Raw genomic sequence first — 14,258 nt, 5'->3', positions numbered from 1 at the left:
CAATCATCTTTCATCCGTGTACGCTCGAGGGCAGCATCCCTCGACAAGTGTGCTCCTGCATTGTCGAACACCGCCATCCCTGGCGGCGTGCTGCCGACGACCTGCTATCAAGGACTTACACCGCTCGCTTCAAAGTAGGCGGTTGCCCTGCTCTTCCGGGAAACCTCGAAACAAATTGGCCACGTCTGATATACTTGAGGCTTTGAATCGGATATACGAACGGCATGAGTACCAGTCAACGCCTGCAGGCTATTCTCGAAGGTTTCAAGAAGGACCAGCTCCCGGACATCGAAGCCCGGGCTGAAAAGGGCGATCCACAGGCCCAGTTCACACTCGGCGTGCTCTACGCCAACGGCCGCGGTGTCAAGCCGAACCCCGGAAAGGCGGTGGAGTGGCTCTCCAGGGCGGCCAGCCAGGACATCGGCGAGGCAATGACTCTGCTCGGCTGGATGTACGCCAATGGCCACGGCGTGGCCAGCAGCGCCAAGAAGGCCCGCGACTACTTCCAAAAAGGAGCCAGGAGGGGGGATTCGGATGCCCAGTGCTCGCTGGCCGAACTGCTCATCGAAGGCGCCCACCCGGGCACTCCCGCGGCTACCGAGGCGCTCGGTCTCTATGAGCAAGCCGCCAACCAGGGCCATCCCAAGGCCCTGTACGTACTCGGTAAACTGCTTTCCGAGGGGAGCCTTGTCGCTGAAAACGCCGAAGCGGCTTTCCAGTGGCTCACCCTGGCGGTGATGAATGGCAGCGAACCGGCGCAGAGAGAGTTGCAGATGCTTACCGCACGGCTCGACCAGAGCGAGATAGAAGCCTACAAAAAAAACATGATGGAGCGCATGCAAGCGATCCACTGATGGACGAACTCGAGTTCAAAAAGACCTGTGCCGAAGTCAACGAACTTCCCTGCGTGTTCGCCAAGGCGGTCCTGCGGGGCTGCGCCGCCTGCTCTCACTCCGAAAAGGTCTTAATCGCTGAACGTGAAGCAATCGCCTGCCAGTCACCGGGCGGGCATCAGCGCTGTGGCGGTCTGATTGCGCGACTGCGGGAAAACGCCCTCTTCGCCCTGCGCCTGAAACAGCTCGATGGACCGCTGCCCCACGGCAAGGAGATGAAGGTGGAGTGCGGCGGCCTGCTCGGCCTGAGTTCGGTGGCGCAAGGCGAAGATGCCGAACACGTGGACGACATCGGCGCCCTGGTCAGTGAGAGTCTGGAACGCTGGCACGATTTCGAGCAGCTCCCCTACTCCGAGATCAGCCAGTGGGTGGTGAAGTACCAATCCCGCCGCAAGCGTTAGGATGCCTTCGGCAGTGAGCCCGGGCAATTGCCGTGCCTAAAGAGACTCTGCCTTAAGGTTGCGAAAGCCGTGCAGGTGACCCTTATTTGTGCCACTCGAAATGTCACAGACCGAGAAAATAAACTTCGACGAGCGTTTGGCCTCTACTGCGGCACGCTTTCCTATCAGAGATACGCCGGCAAGGTCGAAACGACTTCGGGATGCGGCAATCGCCGTTTCACCCCTAAAAGTTGTGGCAGTCGCCCGTACATAGGAGCCTTCAGCGGTCAGTGCGGTGGATGAGGAGAGCACCTGGCTATCGATGATATCGACCCGCGATTCGAACAGCGAAATGCGGCCCACTGTGGACGCTTTGATGGTGACCCCTTTGCAGTGGCGCAGTTCGATACGACGATAATGCCCTTCGAATGTCATCCCGGACCGATTCTCGCAGCGGCCAACCCGCTCGGAGTCGACCGAGGTGATCGGTTCAGGCTCGCGCCCCTTCTTGGTCAGAGGCTTTTCCAAAAAGTCCGATACCAGGCGATTGAAGCGTCGCGGAGCCTCCCGCATCGAGGCGTGACCGGTATTCTCCATTTGCACCAATCGGGCATTCTGCATGCGGCGCGAGAGCACGATGCCGGTACGCAGCGGCGCGATCCGGTCGCTATCTCCCCAGATCACCAGAGTCGGGATCTCGATCATTCCAATGGGCGCACTGAAATCCTCTTGTGCCAACTCCATGGCGGCTACCCGACTCGCGTCGCCATTCAGCTCCTCTCCCCGGTGCGGCCCGCTGTTCATCCAGTCATCCGGCGACATCGGCAAACGCTCCACCTCCTCCAAGATCTTTCCGGTCAGACGCTCAACCCAACCGGCCGCTTCCGGAAAGCCCATTCTTTCCGTCCAGCCACCGGCCAGATGCTTGCTGAGTGCCAAACCATGGAGGATCCCAGCGGCATTGGCGAGCACCATTCGGTCCAGGCCATCTGGATACAGGGCTGCGTACCGCAGTGCGACGGCCCCACCCAGCGAATGACCCACCAAGCTGAAAGGGGTCTTGATGTAGCGCTCGGTGACGAATCGCAGAAGGTGTGCATAGCGCGTTGGGGTATAGCGTCGGCTGGCCTTGCTGGAGTCGCCGAAACCGGGCAGGTCCAGGGCAACCACATGGTAACGTTCGGCGAGAATCGGGATCAGGTATTCCCAGTCGAAGACGGCGCTGCCGCCGATGCCGTGGACCAGCACCACAGCCTGCTCGGCACCGGTGTTGGCTTCGTAGACGCACACCTCGCCTTCAAAAATCGGCTCATCGATACAGTTTGAATCAATCGAGGTGCCGATTGCGGCCACGGGAATCATGGAGAACAGAATGACGATGGCCGGTAAAACGCCTCTCACGACTCCCCCTGAATAAACACCAACTGCTGTTCAGTATGTCTCATTTCACGACCCGGAAAGATATAACTATAGAAGAGTATACGGAGAGTGCCTTGGCGCCCTCTATGTATCTGCAGGGTAAACGCATACTCACATTTTTGATGCCGGCAAGCGATATAAGTCCTTGATAGCAGGTACGCTGTGAATACATCCGTGTACGCTCGACGGCAGCATCCCTGCTGCCGACGACCTGCTATCAAGGACTTACACCGCTCGCTTTGAAGTATGCGGTTACCCTTTATGTATCCGGGAGGTAATAGACGAAATTCTTCCGTTTCTGTAGCGAAATGTGCGGAACCCGACCCGCCCTCGTATAATCGCCCTGTAAACGGTCGCCCGATCCATTTCCCCTACCATGAATATACGAGCGGAATGAAAGATTTATTTCACGAGGAAAAAGAACAACCGAGTGCATTGGATGCCCAATACAAGGCTCAACGCATCGCCTTTGCTCCCATAATTTTCCAGGCTGCTCGTGTCCTGCGCGACCTTGAGATCCTCCGGGTATTGCATGAGCATCGTGACGGACTCGATATCGCCGGGCTCAAACGCGAAACGGGCGTTTCGGAATATGGACTGGAAGTGCTCCTGGAAACCGGTATGAGCGCCGATATCGTTCACCGGGAAGACAGCCTGTGGTTTCTGACAAAGACGGGTTGGTTCCTTCTCAAGGACGAGATGACGAATATCAATATGGATTACAACCATTACGTCAATTACAGGGCACTTTTTCACCTGGAAGATTGCATCGCGGAAGAGAGGCCGATCGGCTTGAAGGAATTCGGCGATTGGCCGGTCATTTACCCTGGTCTGTCCAGCCTTCCCGAGAAAGTCCGTGATAGCTGGTTCCGCTTCGATCACTACTACTCCGATTCAGCGCTAAAGGAGGGCCAGAGCAGGGTGCTGTCCGAAAAGCCTGGAAATTTCCTGGAAATCGGTGGGAATACCGGCAATTTTTCCATATCGCTGGCAGAGAGCAGTGATGACATTGCCATTTCCCTGTTTGATCTCCCCGAGCAAATCACCCTGGTGGAGCGAAATATTCTCGAGAAGGGACTTCAGGACAGGATCGCTACTGTCGCCGGTAACATCCTTGATGAAGAACCGTTGAGTGGCGAGTGGGATCTGATTTGGATGAGTCAGTTCCTGGACTGTTTCAGCAAGAAAGACGTGGTCAGGATCCTTGAAAAGGCTAAGGCGGCGCTCAGCAGACGGGGCAGGATCATGATTATGGAGCCGCTCTGGGACCGACAGCGCTTCGAGGCCTCGGCCTACTGCATTATCAATACGTCACCCTACTTCACGGTCATGGCCAACGGCTGCAGCAAAATGTACAGCTTTGCGGATATGGAATGGTGTATCAACGAAGCCGGGCTGGTCATCAGTGAAGTCGTAGACGAGCTTGGTATTTGCCAGAGTCTCATCAAATGCGAAAGTCACGGTGAGTGAACTCTCCGCCAGGCATGAAGAAATTCCGAGAGAATCGGACCGGGCTTCTAGGAGCCTGTCCGAGAATAGCGGCCGTCCCGCTTATCGCCTCGCTCGGGGGCTCTGAGGGGCGGCATTGGACGGACGACAGGACACTAGTGGAGAGCGGCGCAAAGAGGGGGCTCCGCAGAAACCCCCTCTTTGACATAAATGACCGCTGTTAAGCGTCGCCGAGCCGTGCATCCATGTACGGGCTTTCCAGCCACCGTGAGATATCCTGGCCCAGCGCCTTGACGCAACGGCCAAGAATCGAACAGGTGCCTTTGTAGCCACCGAACAATCCGCCGCCGGAGTGACGGGTCGCGGTGAAAGTACCGGTCAGCTTGCCGTCAGTATAGAGCTTGCCTTCCACCGAGACGCTTTTCGCTCCGGACCAGGCGCCACCGCCGCTACCCACGATATGGATGATCTCCATGTCAAGGACTCGTCCCTTTTTGGAGGATGCGCTGTTTACGCTCGCCACCGCAACACCGGCCTTTTCGGCATAAGACTCGATAAAGTCGGGTAGCTGAGTCTGCAGGGTACACTCCCGTTGCACTGCCGCCGGCACGGACACGCCCTTGCGATACGGGGTGGTACTATTAATCACAACGGCTTTGGCCAATGCTTCTTTGCTTAGCGGCTGCTTGTTAGGCTGAGTCGGATTGCTGGCCCCGCATCCGGCGAGGAACGCCACCGTCAAAACGCCAAGTGCCGCTCCTTTGAAAAGCTTCGATACCATCCTTTGTTCTCCTTAGTATTTGTTAGAACTGCCGATTATACACCGACACTTGACGCGGTATAAACAGATTCTCTATAGGCTTTTCCGGCAGGGCCGCCACCTATCTGCACCGGCTCCTCCGGGGGCTGTTAAATTGTTCCTGAAAGGGTAAATTCGGGTGACTGAGGCTTTTGAATCCGTGATGCTGCACGACGGGCGCCGACTCGCGGTTACACAATTCGGAACGGAGGCGGGCACGCCCGTGTTCTACTGTCACGGCTTTCCGGGATCCCGACTGGAAGCCGCGTTGAACGCAGGCGCGGCGTATCGCGCCGGCATACGCCTGATAGCCGCCGATAGACCCGGCTACGGCCAATCGGACCCGCAACATCATCGCACATTGGGCGATTGGGGTGATGACCTCAACGAACTGGCCGACCACTACGGAATCGGCCGTTACCGGCTATTCGGGGTCTCGGGTGGTGCGCCATTTGCCCTGGCCGCGGCGTGGCGAAACGGACCGCGCGTGGCGGCGGTGGCCCTGGCCAGCGGGCTCGGTCCATTGCGACGGCCCCGCTCCCGCAGCTGGTTTGCCCCTTTCATCAGGTCCAATCTGCCCTCCTTGCGATATGCCTTGCGCACGCTGCCAGCGCGGCTTTTGGGGCGCGGGCCCGAGGCGATTCTGGAACAAATGCCTCTGGCTGCCGCCGATCAGGCCGTGATGGCACGGCCAGAAATAAAGGAGTGTCTGTTCGCTTCCTATAACGAAGGGATGGTTCAAGGGATACGTGGAGGAGCACTGCAGGATTTTTATCTCTACGGCCACCCCTGGCCATTTTCTCCGGCAGACATCGGGGTGCCCGTAAGCATCTGGCACGGAAACCAGGACAGCATTGTCCCGCCGGCCAGCGCAGCCTATTACGCAGGAATGATCCCGGGCGCAAAACTCCATCAGCTGGAGGACGAAGGTCACTTTTCCCTGCCCGTCGACAGAACCGACTCCATCTTTTCGGAATTGTGCGATTTGGGATCAACCGGTGCTCCGTCTGAGCAATAGCTCTACCGCCCCGACCTTTGACTACCTGCGCCGCTTTCCGGCACATACCGAGGTGAACTGGCGTCCATGCTGCCCGCCAGCGTTTGCGGGAATGCGGAAATCGATTCATGCCCGTATAATCGCGTTTTTTCTATCCCGGTGTTGACCTCGTGATCGAACTGAACGACATCGAAAAGGCATACGGTGGTCAGCCAGTCCTTCGCGGTATATCGCTCACGATCCCCGAGGGTGCCGTATTTGGGCTTCTGGGCCCGAATGGAGCCGGGAAGACGACCCTGCTATCCATTCTTTTCGGTCTCATACCGATGGACAGCGGCACCCTGTCCGTGAAAAAACTCGATCTGCGACGGGAGCTCCGGCGCATTCGGGCTTTCATGGGACTGGTTCCACAGAGCCTCGCCTTTTACCCTACACTCAGCGCGCGGGAAAACCTCGATTTTTTCGCCAGTGCCCTGGGCCTCTCCAGGAGCGAGCGTCGTCGCCGGATCGCCTTCTGCGTGGAAACTGCGGGCCTCGAAACCTGGCTCGATCGTCGCAGTGGGCTGTATTCCGGCGGCCTTAAACGGCGCCTCAATCTGGCCATCGGACTGCTTGGAAATCCCCGCATTCTCTGTCTGGACGAACCAACAATCGGCATCGATCCCCAGTCTCGCAGTTTCATCCTGGAAACCATCCAGTGGCTCAACCGGGAAGGAGTCACGGTGATCTATACCTCCCACTACATGGAAGAGGTACAGCAGATCTGTACGGATGTGGCGATCATCGATGAAGGACGGATTCTGGTGAACGACTCTCTGGATTCGCTTCTTCACAACAGCAGCAACCGCCTGGAGATCGGCCTGTCGCGGCCGTTGCCGGAGCTGCTCGCCTCCACCTTGGCGCTAACGGCCGGAGATCGCCGCATCCGGCTGGCGGAAGCAACTGCTGAAGAGATATCAACGCTCCTGAAACAACTAACAGAGGCCAGGATAGGCGTGGAGTATATCGATTACGGCAACCGCAATCTGGAATCGCTTTTCCTGGAACTCACTCATCGGACGCTCCGGGACTGATATGCCCCCTCTGGCTGCGCTATTGAAGAAAGAGCTACTGCTCCTCGGCAAGGACCGGCACGGGCTACTGGTGCTGTTCGTGATGCCGGCGGTTTTCATCCTGATTATGTCGATGGCGATGCAGGACACCCTCGGCGATCAACGAACAGCCGTACAGGCGCTGATCGCCAGCCACGATCAAGGTGAACTGGCAAATGCACTTCATGAAAGGCTGTCGGAACTCGACGGCTTTGCCTTTACTGCCGTAGAGCGGGACGTAGCGGAGATCCGAAAACAGCTCTCCCGGGATGAGTACAAATTCGCCATCCTCATTCCGGAAGGCTGGACAGAATCGGCTGAGACACGACTCCGCAATGGTGCCCCGGGTCAGGAAGAGGTATCCCTCGAGATTCTCCTGGCGCCATCGGTGCAGCCGCAACTGAAAGAGCTTGTTGCCGCTTCAGTCGGCGGGATCGTCAGCCGAATGACCGCCGAGCGGATGGTCTCGGCTATCGGGGCTTCGATGGATACCGACATCGCATTTATCAAGCCGTCCATACGACAGCAATATATCTACGGCGAACACAGCGCATCCCTGATACCGACCGCGGTTCAGCAGAGCGTGCCCGCGTGGCTGGTATTTTCGATGTTCTTCGTCGTGATTCCCATATCCACCGCCTATATCATTGAACGTCAACAGGGCTCCCTGATGCGGTTGCGGGTAATCAATATCTCCCCTCACCTCATGCTGACCACCAAGGTAGTACCGTATTACCTGGTCAACCAGGTGCAGATGGTACTGATGATTTTGGTGGGGATTTATGTGGTTCCACTACTCGGCGGGGACCGGCTGGAGATGGCCGATTCAGTTTTCGGCCTGCTGATCATCTCCAGCGGAACCAGTATCGCTGCCATCGGTTTCGCGCTATTGATTTCCGTCTTCGCCCGCACGACGGTACAGGCAACGACACTCGGCGGCATTTCCAATATCATCTTTGCTGCGCTTGGCGGTATCATGGTGCCGAAATTCATCATGCCACCGGCAATGCAGGCGGTGGCCGTGATATCCCCCATGTCCTGGGGCATGGAAGGTTTTCTCGACATCTTTTTACGCCACGGGTCTTGGAAGGATGTGCTGCCGGAAGCGGGCGGACTCGTGCTGTTTGGCGGCGTCAGCCTAGCCCTGGCTTCGGCGATTTTCACCCGAACGATCAGATAGTGAAGGATGAAAGGTTCAGCGGACTCCACATTCAAACGGGAACTTAAGCAGTTCATCATCACCGAATGCGACAAGGACGCCTCTCCCGAGGAAATACCGGATGATGCTCCCCTTTTCGGCCCCGAAAGCCCCCTGGAGCTTGATTCCCTCGATGGTCTTCAGCTCTCGGTGGCCATGGAGCGGCAGTTCGGTGTCAAGATAACGGACAATAAGGAGGTACGCCGCATCTTCACCTCGATTGACGCCTTTGCCGATTACGTGCGCCCCGAATAGCGTGCAGCGACCATTTCCCAAACAGGATGCGGTTTACCTTCTCGGTACCGGGACCGTATGCGCACTCGGCCGCGACCAGGGGATTGTCACCGCCCGACTCCGGGAGGCGGAGTCTCCGCAAGCGAGCATCGCCCTCTCGGACATCAGCAAGGGGAAGGTATCCTACTTCCGGTCGACCACCCCCGGGCACACGGCGTCGCTGCTGCCGCCTGCGGTTGTGGCCGCGATCGACGATGCCGTCGCCGAGGCGGGCCTCGAGGATGAAGCCCTCGCCGAGACAGCCGTATTCGTCGGCACATCCTCTCTGGATATCGGCTATTGGGAACAGCGGTACACTGAGGCGCTGGCCCGCGGCCAGGCGGACTTCGTGCCGGTCGAATCCCGCTACGGAGGCCTTGCGGCCCGTATTGCCGAACATATCGGCAGCCGTGAACGCGAGTTCGTCTACAATACTGCCTGCACCTCCAGCGCCAATGCGCTGCTGCACGCGGCGCGTATGGTCCGCGCCGGATTTGTCCGTCTAGCCTTGGTTGTCGGTGTCGAGCTGCTCAATCGCATCTCGCTGGAGGGCTTCGAGGCACTGATGCTGCTGAGCCGGGATGGGGTACGCCCATTCGATGAGAAGCGCAGCGGCCTGGTGCTCGGCGAGGGTGTCGGCGCTATCATCCTGGGAGGCGACGCGGATTGCACAGGAACGAACCCATTGCGGTTTGTCGCCGGATTCAGCCACACCGATACGAGTAATCTCACCGCTTCGAAATCCGAGAGCATAGAACGCTCAATCCGCGGAGCCCTTGCCGAGGCCGGCCTGTTACCCGAGAACATCACGGCCATAAAGGCACACGGGACGGCAACAGCGTTGAATGACGAAACCGAGGCCGTGGGAACGCGTCGGGTATTCCCGGAACAACTCCCCCCGCTAACTTCGATAAAGGGTAGCATCGGTCACACACTCGGTGCGTGCGGTGCTCTGGAAACCGCGGCCCTTTCGGGCTGCCTGCACGAAGGTTTTCTGCCGCCCACTGCAGGTTTTAGCCGGCCCGATCCGAAACTCGGCGTCGTACCCATGAGAACGCCGCTGACCATGGGGCGTGGCGTTGTACTATGTAACTATTTCGGTTTTGGCGGCAATAACACCAGTCTGATCATAGAGAAGAGCCGATGATCGACTCACTGAAGATCCTCAGTACCGGGGGCGTTCACTTTACGGCGGAAAACACGACATCGGATCTTCGCCCCATGGTCAGGGAGGCATGCGGCAAGGTATTCCGACGCACCAATCGCTTCATCGATCTTGCGCTTATTGGTGCCAACCGGTGTGCAAACGGCTCAAGCAAACGGCCGCTGCCAGCATGTCCGGTCTATACGGCCACGGGTCAATGCAGCCTCTCCGACACAGTCGAACTGATGCACCAAATCCAGACGAAGCACCAGACTCCGATGCCGTTCACCTTCATCAACGTCTCGAGTAACACCGCCGGATTTTACATTGGCCAGAGTCTCGCCCTCGAGGGGGAGAACATGACCGTTTCACGGGAGACGTTCCCTTTCGAGGCAGCGCTGGAGCTGGCATGGTTCGGGCTGATGGAGGGACGGATACGAGAGGCGCTGGTGGGTGGCGTCGACGAGCTCACACGGCCCCTCGATCATCACCGCCGGCGCCTGCGTCTGAGTAAGGACGCACCGATCGGCGAAGGTAGTCACTGGCTGCACCTCGGCACGGATGGAGAGTTCGTTGCCGAGATCACACGCCTCGCCCGTTTTACCGACGAGTCCCGGTTCTGCGAAACCGCGACAGCCTGGAGGATGGACAAAATGACCTGGCTGGCGGGTGGCAACGGGGTCGATGAGGCGATGCTGGAGCGGCTGGAAACCCGCTTGGAAACGGGACGCCGTTTCGATTACATCAGCTCGGCCGGCTACTACGAAAGCAATGCCGCGCAGGGGATTAGCCGATTCATTCAGGAAAAACCCGCCGCCGAGTTACTCCACGTCAATCGCGACTCACGCGGCTTTCTAACCGCACTACGCCTGGTGACCCACTAAGCGCGCCTGGCGGTACCGCAGGAGCTGGGCGGGTCGCTTTTCACAGCATCATGCGATAGGCGCTCTCTTCGCGCTCGGCACAGGTGAAGAGTTTGTGTGCCAGGCCGGCGTAATCGCTATTCCCCCTGTCTCTGCAGAGTCTGGCACCGGCCAGCGCAAAGTCCCGCCATGCGTCCCCGGCTTCGGTCATTGCGGCAGCCGCCTCGGAAAGGTGGCTTTGCCCGATCCTGTCGGATGCCTCCTGAAGGAAGGAGGCGTACATAAAACGAAACCCGCCCCCTCCGGTACCGATCTCTTCCTGCATGCGGATGATCTGCGCCACCAGCAGCCGTGCATAGCGCGGGTCCGTACCGGAAGAAGGCAGTCCTCCCAAACGACGGGCCAGGGTGCGGATACCTCGCACACCGACGAAGGAAAGCGGTGCCTTCAGCATACGAAAGGCGGTCTTTTTCACTGCCTTGCCTACTGCGTGATCATAATCGATCGTGGTCGGCATCCGTTCCGGGTAGTAAAGCAATCCTCTGGGAGCGAAGACGCCTTTCACGAATCGCGCCTTCTGCAGGTCGGCAGCGGGGCAGGTAACGGTGTGCTCGAAGACCGGGTCGCTGATCCGATAACCGCCGGCTTCGTTGCGCCCGAAAACAATCAGGTTGTGGGCATTGAAGTGAAAGCGCATGTCGGGGGGGAAGTAGGGCAGCCAATAGACAGAGCTCTGCAGTCCGACCACGCGCCCGCTGTCGAGGTGATCGTCAAGGGCTTTCATGCCGGCCTGTTCATTCCGGTAGTGATGCAGACGCATCTTCACCCCAAGGCTCTTTCGCAGCCCCTTGATGATGGCACCAGGGGGCATGCGGTAGGCGAAGAGCGGAAACCCACCCACCCTGATGATCGGGACGTAGGCAAATGCCAGTGCCGATGCGAGACCGAAGGCCATCGGCTCCGAGATGTCCAGTCCATAATGGCGCAGTAGCGACGACATCACCCCGCTTTCGCAGTGAGCGGAGTGGCTATGGTGGAACTCCGGGCGCTGCGCGGCCGCGGTGGTATCAGGCATCAGGCACCTTTTTCAACTCGTCGATCCTTATACCGAGCACCTCGGCATAGCGCGCCAACATCCTGTTCCCCAATCCGGCGAAGTTGTTCGGTTTCAAATGCCGGCTGACGCGCCAGCGCATCATTCCCACTTCCCGGGCCAGAGTAGGGATGTCCAGTCGACGGCGAAACATGTGGTACTCCAGAGGCGCGGCCAGACCTTCCCATACCCGGCGGCGGGCCTCCTCGGCCTGTTCGGCATAGAGCTCTACCGCCATCGTGGTGACAGTCTCCTCCACTTGCCAGCCACTGGAGGCCACCACGGTATAGCGCCCCTCCTCGTCGAGGGCATAAACCGCCTTTCGCTCACCCCGCAAGGCGCTATTGGCATCCTGGGGGACTTCGTGTCTTTTCATCTCACACCACCGTCAGGTGCAGGTAAGCCACTGAAAAGCGACCACTCTCAGGCACCATGCAGAGCAGTCGTTCGCCGGAACTGAGCTTTCCGCTGTCGACCAGACCATCGAGAATGGCGTACCAGGAGGCTGAACCGATATTACCGGTAGTTTGCAGATTGGTGAACCAGCGCTCCCCGGGGATCGCAAAGCCAATTCGCTCCAGGCTTTCGGCGATAGGTTGGCGAAAATATTCCGAGGACATGTGCGGAAGAAACCAATCGACGTCAATGGCTTCCAGATCCCGACGCCGCCTCACTTCGGACAGCCCCTCCTCCACTGCGATGCGGGTGATGTTTTCGTGCAGCAGCTTCACATCCTGCTTGACCGTAAAGACGGAAGAGCGCACCGCCGCCTCCAGGTCGGAAAATTCGCGCCAGCCGCGAAGGGTGCCGTCCGGCTCCTTCTCCGCGCCTGCGTACATGCAGGTCTCCATACGGTAGGCAAAGGAGAGCGATTCGATCCAGTCGAGCCGTAGCGAGAGGCCCGGTCCTGCGAGATGGTCCTGCATCAGTACGGCGCCGGCACCATCAGAGAGCATCCATCGCAGAAATTCACGATCGAAGGCGATTTCAGGACGCGCTTCCAGTGCTTTGATGCGGGCCTGTAATTCCGGCTCAAAGTTCTTCGACTGCATGAAGGTGGACGCCACCTCCGAGCCCGTAGCGACCACATTGCGGTGCTCGCCGGTGCGCACCGAAAGCCAGCCATATTTGAGCGCCGTTATACCCGACATGCAGATGCCCGAAGCGGCCATCACTTCACACAGCCCCACTTCACGCAACTCCCCATGGACCATGACACCGTGGCTGGGCATGAGCTGATCAGGTGAACTGGTACCGCAGCTAAGGCAGTCGATATCGGCGAGGGAAAACTCACTGTCGACAAAACCTTTTACCGCCTCGGCAGTGACCCTGGCATTCGAATAACGGGAACGGCGCGTTTCAGGGTCAAGCACATAATGCCGGGCCTGAATTCCGTTGTTGCGCAGAACGATGTTCTTGGAACGGGAACGCCGGCCGGCGACTTCACCGAGCATTGCTTCGATATCGTCATTGTCAACGGACTCCCCGGGCAAAAAGAGCGAGGTTCGGTTGATATAGACCTCGGCACTCACTCCCTAAACTCCTCCAGTCGAAAATCACCCGAACCCGAAGGCAGTTCCAATAGGCTCTTTTGCCGCTGAAGGGATGACCGCATGAGCGGGTAAAGCGCTTTACGAAGCAGCAGGGTGACAGGAACCACGGTCAAAATCATTGCCACCAGAAAAACCGAATAGATCGCGAGCAGGGGCTTGCGTCGCATCGCGCCCTGGGGGCCCACCGCCCGGATCAACCGGCCCCATACCTTGAAGCTCCGATAGCCGATGCGTTCACTGGCGATAAGTCTCTCGTCCACTTCGACTGCGCGCAACCCTTTCAGCAGGGGATGCTCGCCCCGCTCGAGATTCCCGCGCAGGGCGGCAACGAGCGCACGACCGAATCGGGCCGAATCCCGGATATCGGCCTCGGCCACGCCGGCGGGTGGCAGCAGGCCACCCGTTTGACCTTTGTGGCCGGTCAGTAACCAGCGAGGGGTGGTAATAAAGGTGGCAAGGCTATTTCCCCCGTCGACCAACGCGATGTTATCGAGCAAGCGGGCGCCGGCCGCCCCGAGCAGTTCTTTAACCCTCTCCTGGGCGGTGAGCCACATATTGCGGCAGGCGATTAGTGTAACCACCGGTTTGCCCGCCAGTACCCGGCGTCCCGACGCGGACTGCAAAAAACCGGCGATGGGCAGCGAGGGCGAGAGGAACCAGACTTGGTAAGCGAGAATGATGAGGTCATAATCGGCGTCAGGGTCGAAGCCGCAAGGCTTCAGTGCCGGGGATTCGAGATAGACCGATTCGGGAAAGACGTCGAGGAAGCGAAAAAAGGGCCATGGAAATGGGTAGTCGTTCTCGGGGCGGACGCACTCCAGATCGACCCGTATCGACGGCTCCGCCGCAAGCGGACCGATAACGGACTCCACCACACGGGCCAGCTGGCCAGTCTGGGAGTAATAAACAACGAGGACTCTCTTTTTTTCCATGGAAATAGAGCGAGAAAGCGGTGACCTACCCTTTTCGGCCTGCTTTATCGATGCTCCCTTCTGATTTTTAACGCCGATGAATGCGGGGTTCTCCGACCGGGCGTGAAAAATACATGATACGTCACAGTGTGTCACGCTGTCCCTTGTGGACAGAAGGGGAAATGCTGGTGAGGT

General features: G+C 58.6%; 15 protein-coding genes. 9 read left to right on the top strand and 6 right to left on the bottom strand.

From position 1 onward, the window contains the following. The first annotated feature begins 224 nt into the window (after positions 1 to 224). Together Q7L05_RS05865 and Q7L05_RS05860 are read left to right on the top strand one after the other, a co-directional pair. The gene (locus Q7L05_RS05865; protein ID WP_303903342.1) at positions 225 to 854 is read left to right on the top strand and encodes a tetratricopeptide repeat protein; all 630 of its coding nucleotides are present in this window, start codon (positions 225 to 227) and stop codon (positions 852 to 854) included. Beyond that, entirely contained in the window at positions 854 to 1,294 is a 441-nt protein-coding gene (locus Q7L05_RS05860; protein WP_303903339.1) for a hypothetical protein, read from the top strand. The genes Q7L05_RS05865 and Q7L05_RS05860 overlap by 1 nt, the downstream gene beginning before the upstream one ends. A gap of 36 nt (positions 1,295 to 1,330) precedes the next feature. Here the strand turns inward: Q7L05_RS05860 and Q7L05_RS05855 are convergent, their stop codons facing one another. Beyond that, positions 1,331 to 2,674, bottom strand: coding sequence for an alpha/beta fold hydrolase (locus Q7L05_RS05855; protein ID WP_303903337.1), 1,344 nt, complete (start codon positions 2,672 to 2,674; stop codon positions 1,331 to 1,333). A gap of 411 nt (positions 2,675 to 3,085) precedes the next feature. Here Q7L05_RS05855 and Q7L05_RS05850 point away from each other — a divergent pair, with 411 nt between their 5' ends. Then, entirely contained in the window at positions 3,086 to 4,162 is a 1,077-nt protein-coding gene (locus Q7L05_RS05850) for a class I SAM-dependent methyltransferase (RefSeq protein ID WP_303903334.1), read from the top strand. 199 nt (positions 4,163 to 4,361) lie between these two features. Here the strand turns inward: Q7L05_RS05850 and Q7L05_RS05845 are convergent, their stop codons facing one another. Further along, positions 4,362 to 4,922 carry a hypothetical protein gene (locus tag Q7L05_RS05845; protein WP_303903331.1) on the bottom strand — a complete coding sequence of 187 codons (561 nt, stop codon included), beginning with the start codon at positions 4,920 to 4,922 and terminating at the stop codon, positions 4,362 to 4,364. A 157-nt stretch (positions 4,923 to 5,079) separates the two neighbouring features. Here Q7L05_RS05845 and Q7L05_RS05840 point away from each other — a divergent pair, with 157 nt between their 5' ends. From Q7L05_RS05840 to Q7L05_RS05815, 6 genes are all read left to right on the top strand, one after another. Further along, on the top strand, positions 5,080 to 5,958 hold the full coding sequence (locus Q7L05_RS05840; protein WP_303903328.1) for an alpha/beta fold hydrolase: 879 nt from the start codon (positions 5,080 to 5,082) through the stop codon (positions 5,956 to 5,958). Positions 5,959 to 6,107: 149 nt separating this feature from the next. Beyond that, on the top strand, positions 6,108 to 7,010 hold the full coding sequence (locus Q7L05_RS05835; protein WP_303903325.1) for an ABC transporter ATP-binding protein: 903 nt from the start codon (positions 6,108 to 6,110) through the stop codon (positions 7,008 to 7,010). 1 nt (position 7,011) lies between these two features. Continuing rightward, on the top strand, positions 7,012 to 8,208 hold the full coding sequence (locus Q7L05_RS05830) for an ABC transporter permease (RefSeq protein ID WP_303903322.1): 1,197 nt from the start codon (positions 7,012 to 7,014) through the stop codon (positions 8,206 to 8,208). Positions 8,209 to 8,214: 6 nt separating this feature from the next. Then, complete coding sequence (locus tag Q7L05_RS05825) at positions 8,215 to 8,481, top strand: phosphopantetheine-binding protein (RefSeq protein ID WP_303903319.1); 267 nt, start codon at positions 8,215 to 8,217, stop codon at positions 8,479 to 8,481. 1 nt (position 8,482) lies between these two features. After that, positions 8,483 to 9,646, top strand: coding sequence for a beta-ketoacyl synthase N-terminal-like domain-containing protein (locus tag Q7L05_RS05820; RefSeq protein ID WP_303903316.1), 1,164 nt, complete (start codon positions 8,483 to 8,485; stop codon positions 9,644 to 9,646). Continuing rightward, complete coding sequence (locus Q7L05_RS05815) at positions 9,643 to 10,527, top strand: hypothetical protein (RefSeq protein ID WP_303903313.1); 885 nt, start codon at positions 9,643 to 9,645, stop codon at positions 10,525 to 10,527. The genes Q7L05_RS05820 and Q7L05_RS05815 overlap by 4 nt, the downstream gene beginning before the upstream one ends. Positions 10,528 to 10,567: 40 nt before the next feature. Here Q7L05_RS05815 and Q7L05_RS05810 read toward each other — a convergent pair whose 3' ends face one another. The 4 genes from Q7L05_RS05810 to Q7L05_RS05795 are packed head-to-tail and all read right to left on the bottom strand — an operon-like array spanning position 10,568 to position 14,084. Next, entirely contained in the window at positions 10,568 to 11,581 is a 1,014-nt protein-coding gene (locus tag Q7L05_RS05810; RefSeq protein WP_303903309.1) for a BtrH N-terminal domain-containing protein, read from the bottom strand. Then, positions 11,574 to 11,975: a hypothetical protein gene (locus Q7L05_RS05805; protein WP_303903306.1), complete on the bottom strand. Its 402-nt coding sequence runs from the start codon at positions 11,973 to 11,975 to the stop codon at positions 11,574 to 11,576. Before Q7L05_RS05805 ends, Q7L05_RS05810 begins: the two co-directional genes overlap by 8 nt. A 1-nt stretch (position 11,976) precedes the next feature. Beyond that, positions 11,977 to 13,131 carry a beta-ketoacyl-ACP synthase III gene (locus tag Q7L05_RS05800; protein WP_303903303.1) on the bottom strand — a complete coding sequence of 385 codons (1,155 nt, stop codon included), beginning with the start codon at positions 13,129 to 13,131 and terminating at the stop codon, positions 11,977 to 11,979. Beyond that, the gene (locus Q7L05_RS05795; protein ID WP_303903300.1) at positions 13,128 to 14,084 is read right to left on the bottom strand and encodes a dialkylrecorsinol condensing enzyme; all 957 of its coding nucleotides are present in this window, start codon (positions 14,082 to 14,084) and stop codon (positions 13,128 to 13,130) included. Before Q7L05_RS05795 ends, Q7L05_RS05800 begins: the two co-directional genes overlap by 4 nt. Positions 14,085 to 14,258: the final 174 nt, after the last annotated feature.

Origin of the sequence: Thiohalomonas denitrificans, from assembly GCF_016841685.1 — a bacterium.
In the GTDB taxonomy this organism is placed as follows: domain Bacteria; phylum Pseudomonadota; class Gammaproteobacteria; order Thiohalomonadales; family Thiohalomonadaceae; genus Thiohalomonas; species Thiohalomonas denitrificans_A.
Note: the sequence above shows the minus strand (reverse complement) of the source record. Positions and strands in the feature narration are given on the sequence as shown.

Excerpts from the sequence above, each read along its gene's own strand:
- Q7L05_RS05865 (WP_303903342.1), top strand. The coding sequence starts at position 225 with ATGAGTACCAGTCAACGCCTGCAGGCTATTCTCGAAGGTTTCAAGAAG.
- Q7L05_RS05860 (WP_303903339.1), top strand. The coding sequence starts at position 854 with ATGGACGAACTCGAGTTCAAAAAGACCTGTGCCGAAGTCAACGAACTT.
- Q7L05_RS05850 (WP_303903334.1), top strand. The coding sequence starts at position 3,086 with ATGAAAGATTTATTTCACGAGGAAAAAGAACAACCGAGTGCATTGGAT.
- Q7L05_RS05845 (WP_303903331.1), bottom strand. The coding sequence starts at position 4,922 with ATGGTATCGAAGCTTTTCAAAGGAGCGGCACTTGGCGTTTTGACGGTG.
- Q7L05_RS05830 (WP_303903322.1), top strand. The coding sequence starts at position 7,012 with ATGCCCCCTCTGGCTGCGCTATTGAAGAAAGAGCTACTGCTCCTCGGC.
- Q7L05_RS05825 (WP_303903319.1), top strand. The coding sequence starts at position 8,215 with ATGAAAGGTTCAGCGGACTCCACATTCAAACGGGAACTTAAGCAGTTC.
- Q7L05_RS05815 (WP_303903313.1), top strand. The coding sequence starts at position 9,643 with ATGATCGACTCACTGAAGATCCTCAGTACCGGGGGCGTTCACTTTACG.
- Q7L05_RS05810 (WP_303903309.1), bottom strand. The coding sequence starts at position 11,581 with ATGCCTGATACCACCGCGGCCGCGCAGCGCCCGGAGTTCCACCATAGC.
- Q7L05_RS05805 (WP_303903306.1), bottom strand. The coding sequence starts at position 11,975 with ATGAAAAGACACGAAGTCCCCCAGGATGCCAATAGCGCCTTGCGGGGT.
- Q7L05_RS05795 (WP_303903300.1), bottom strand. The coding sequence starts at position 14,084 with ATGGAAAAAAAGAGAGTCCTCGTTGTTTATTACTCCCAGACTGGCCAG.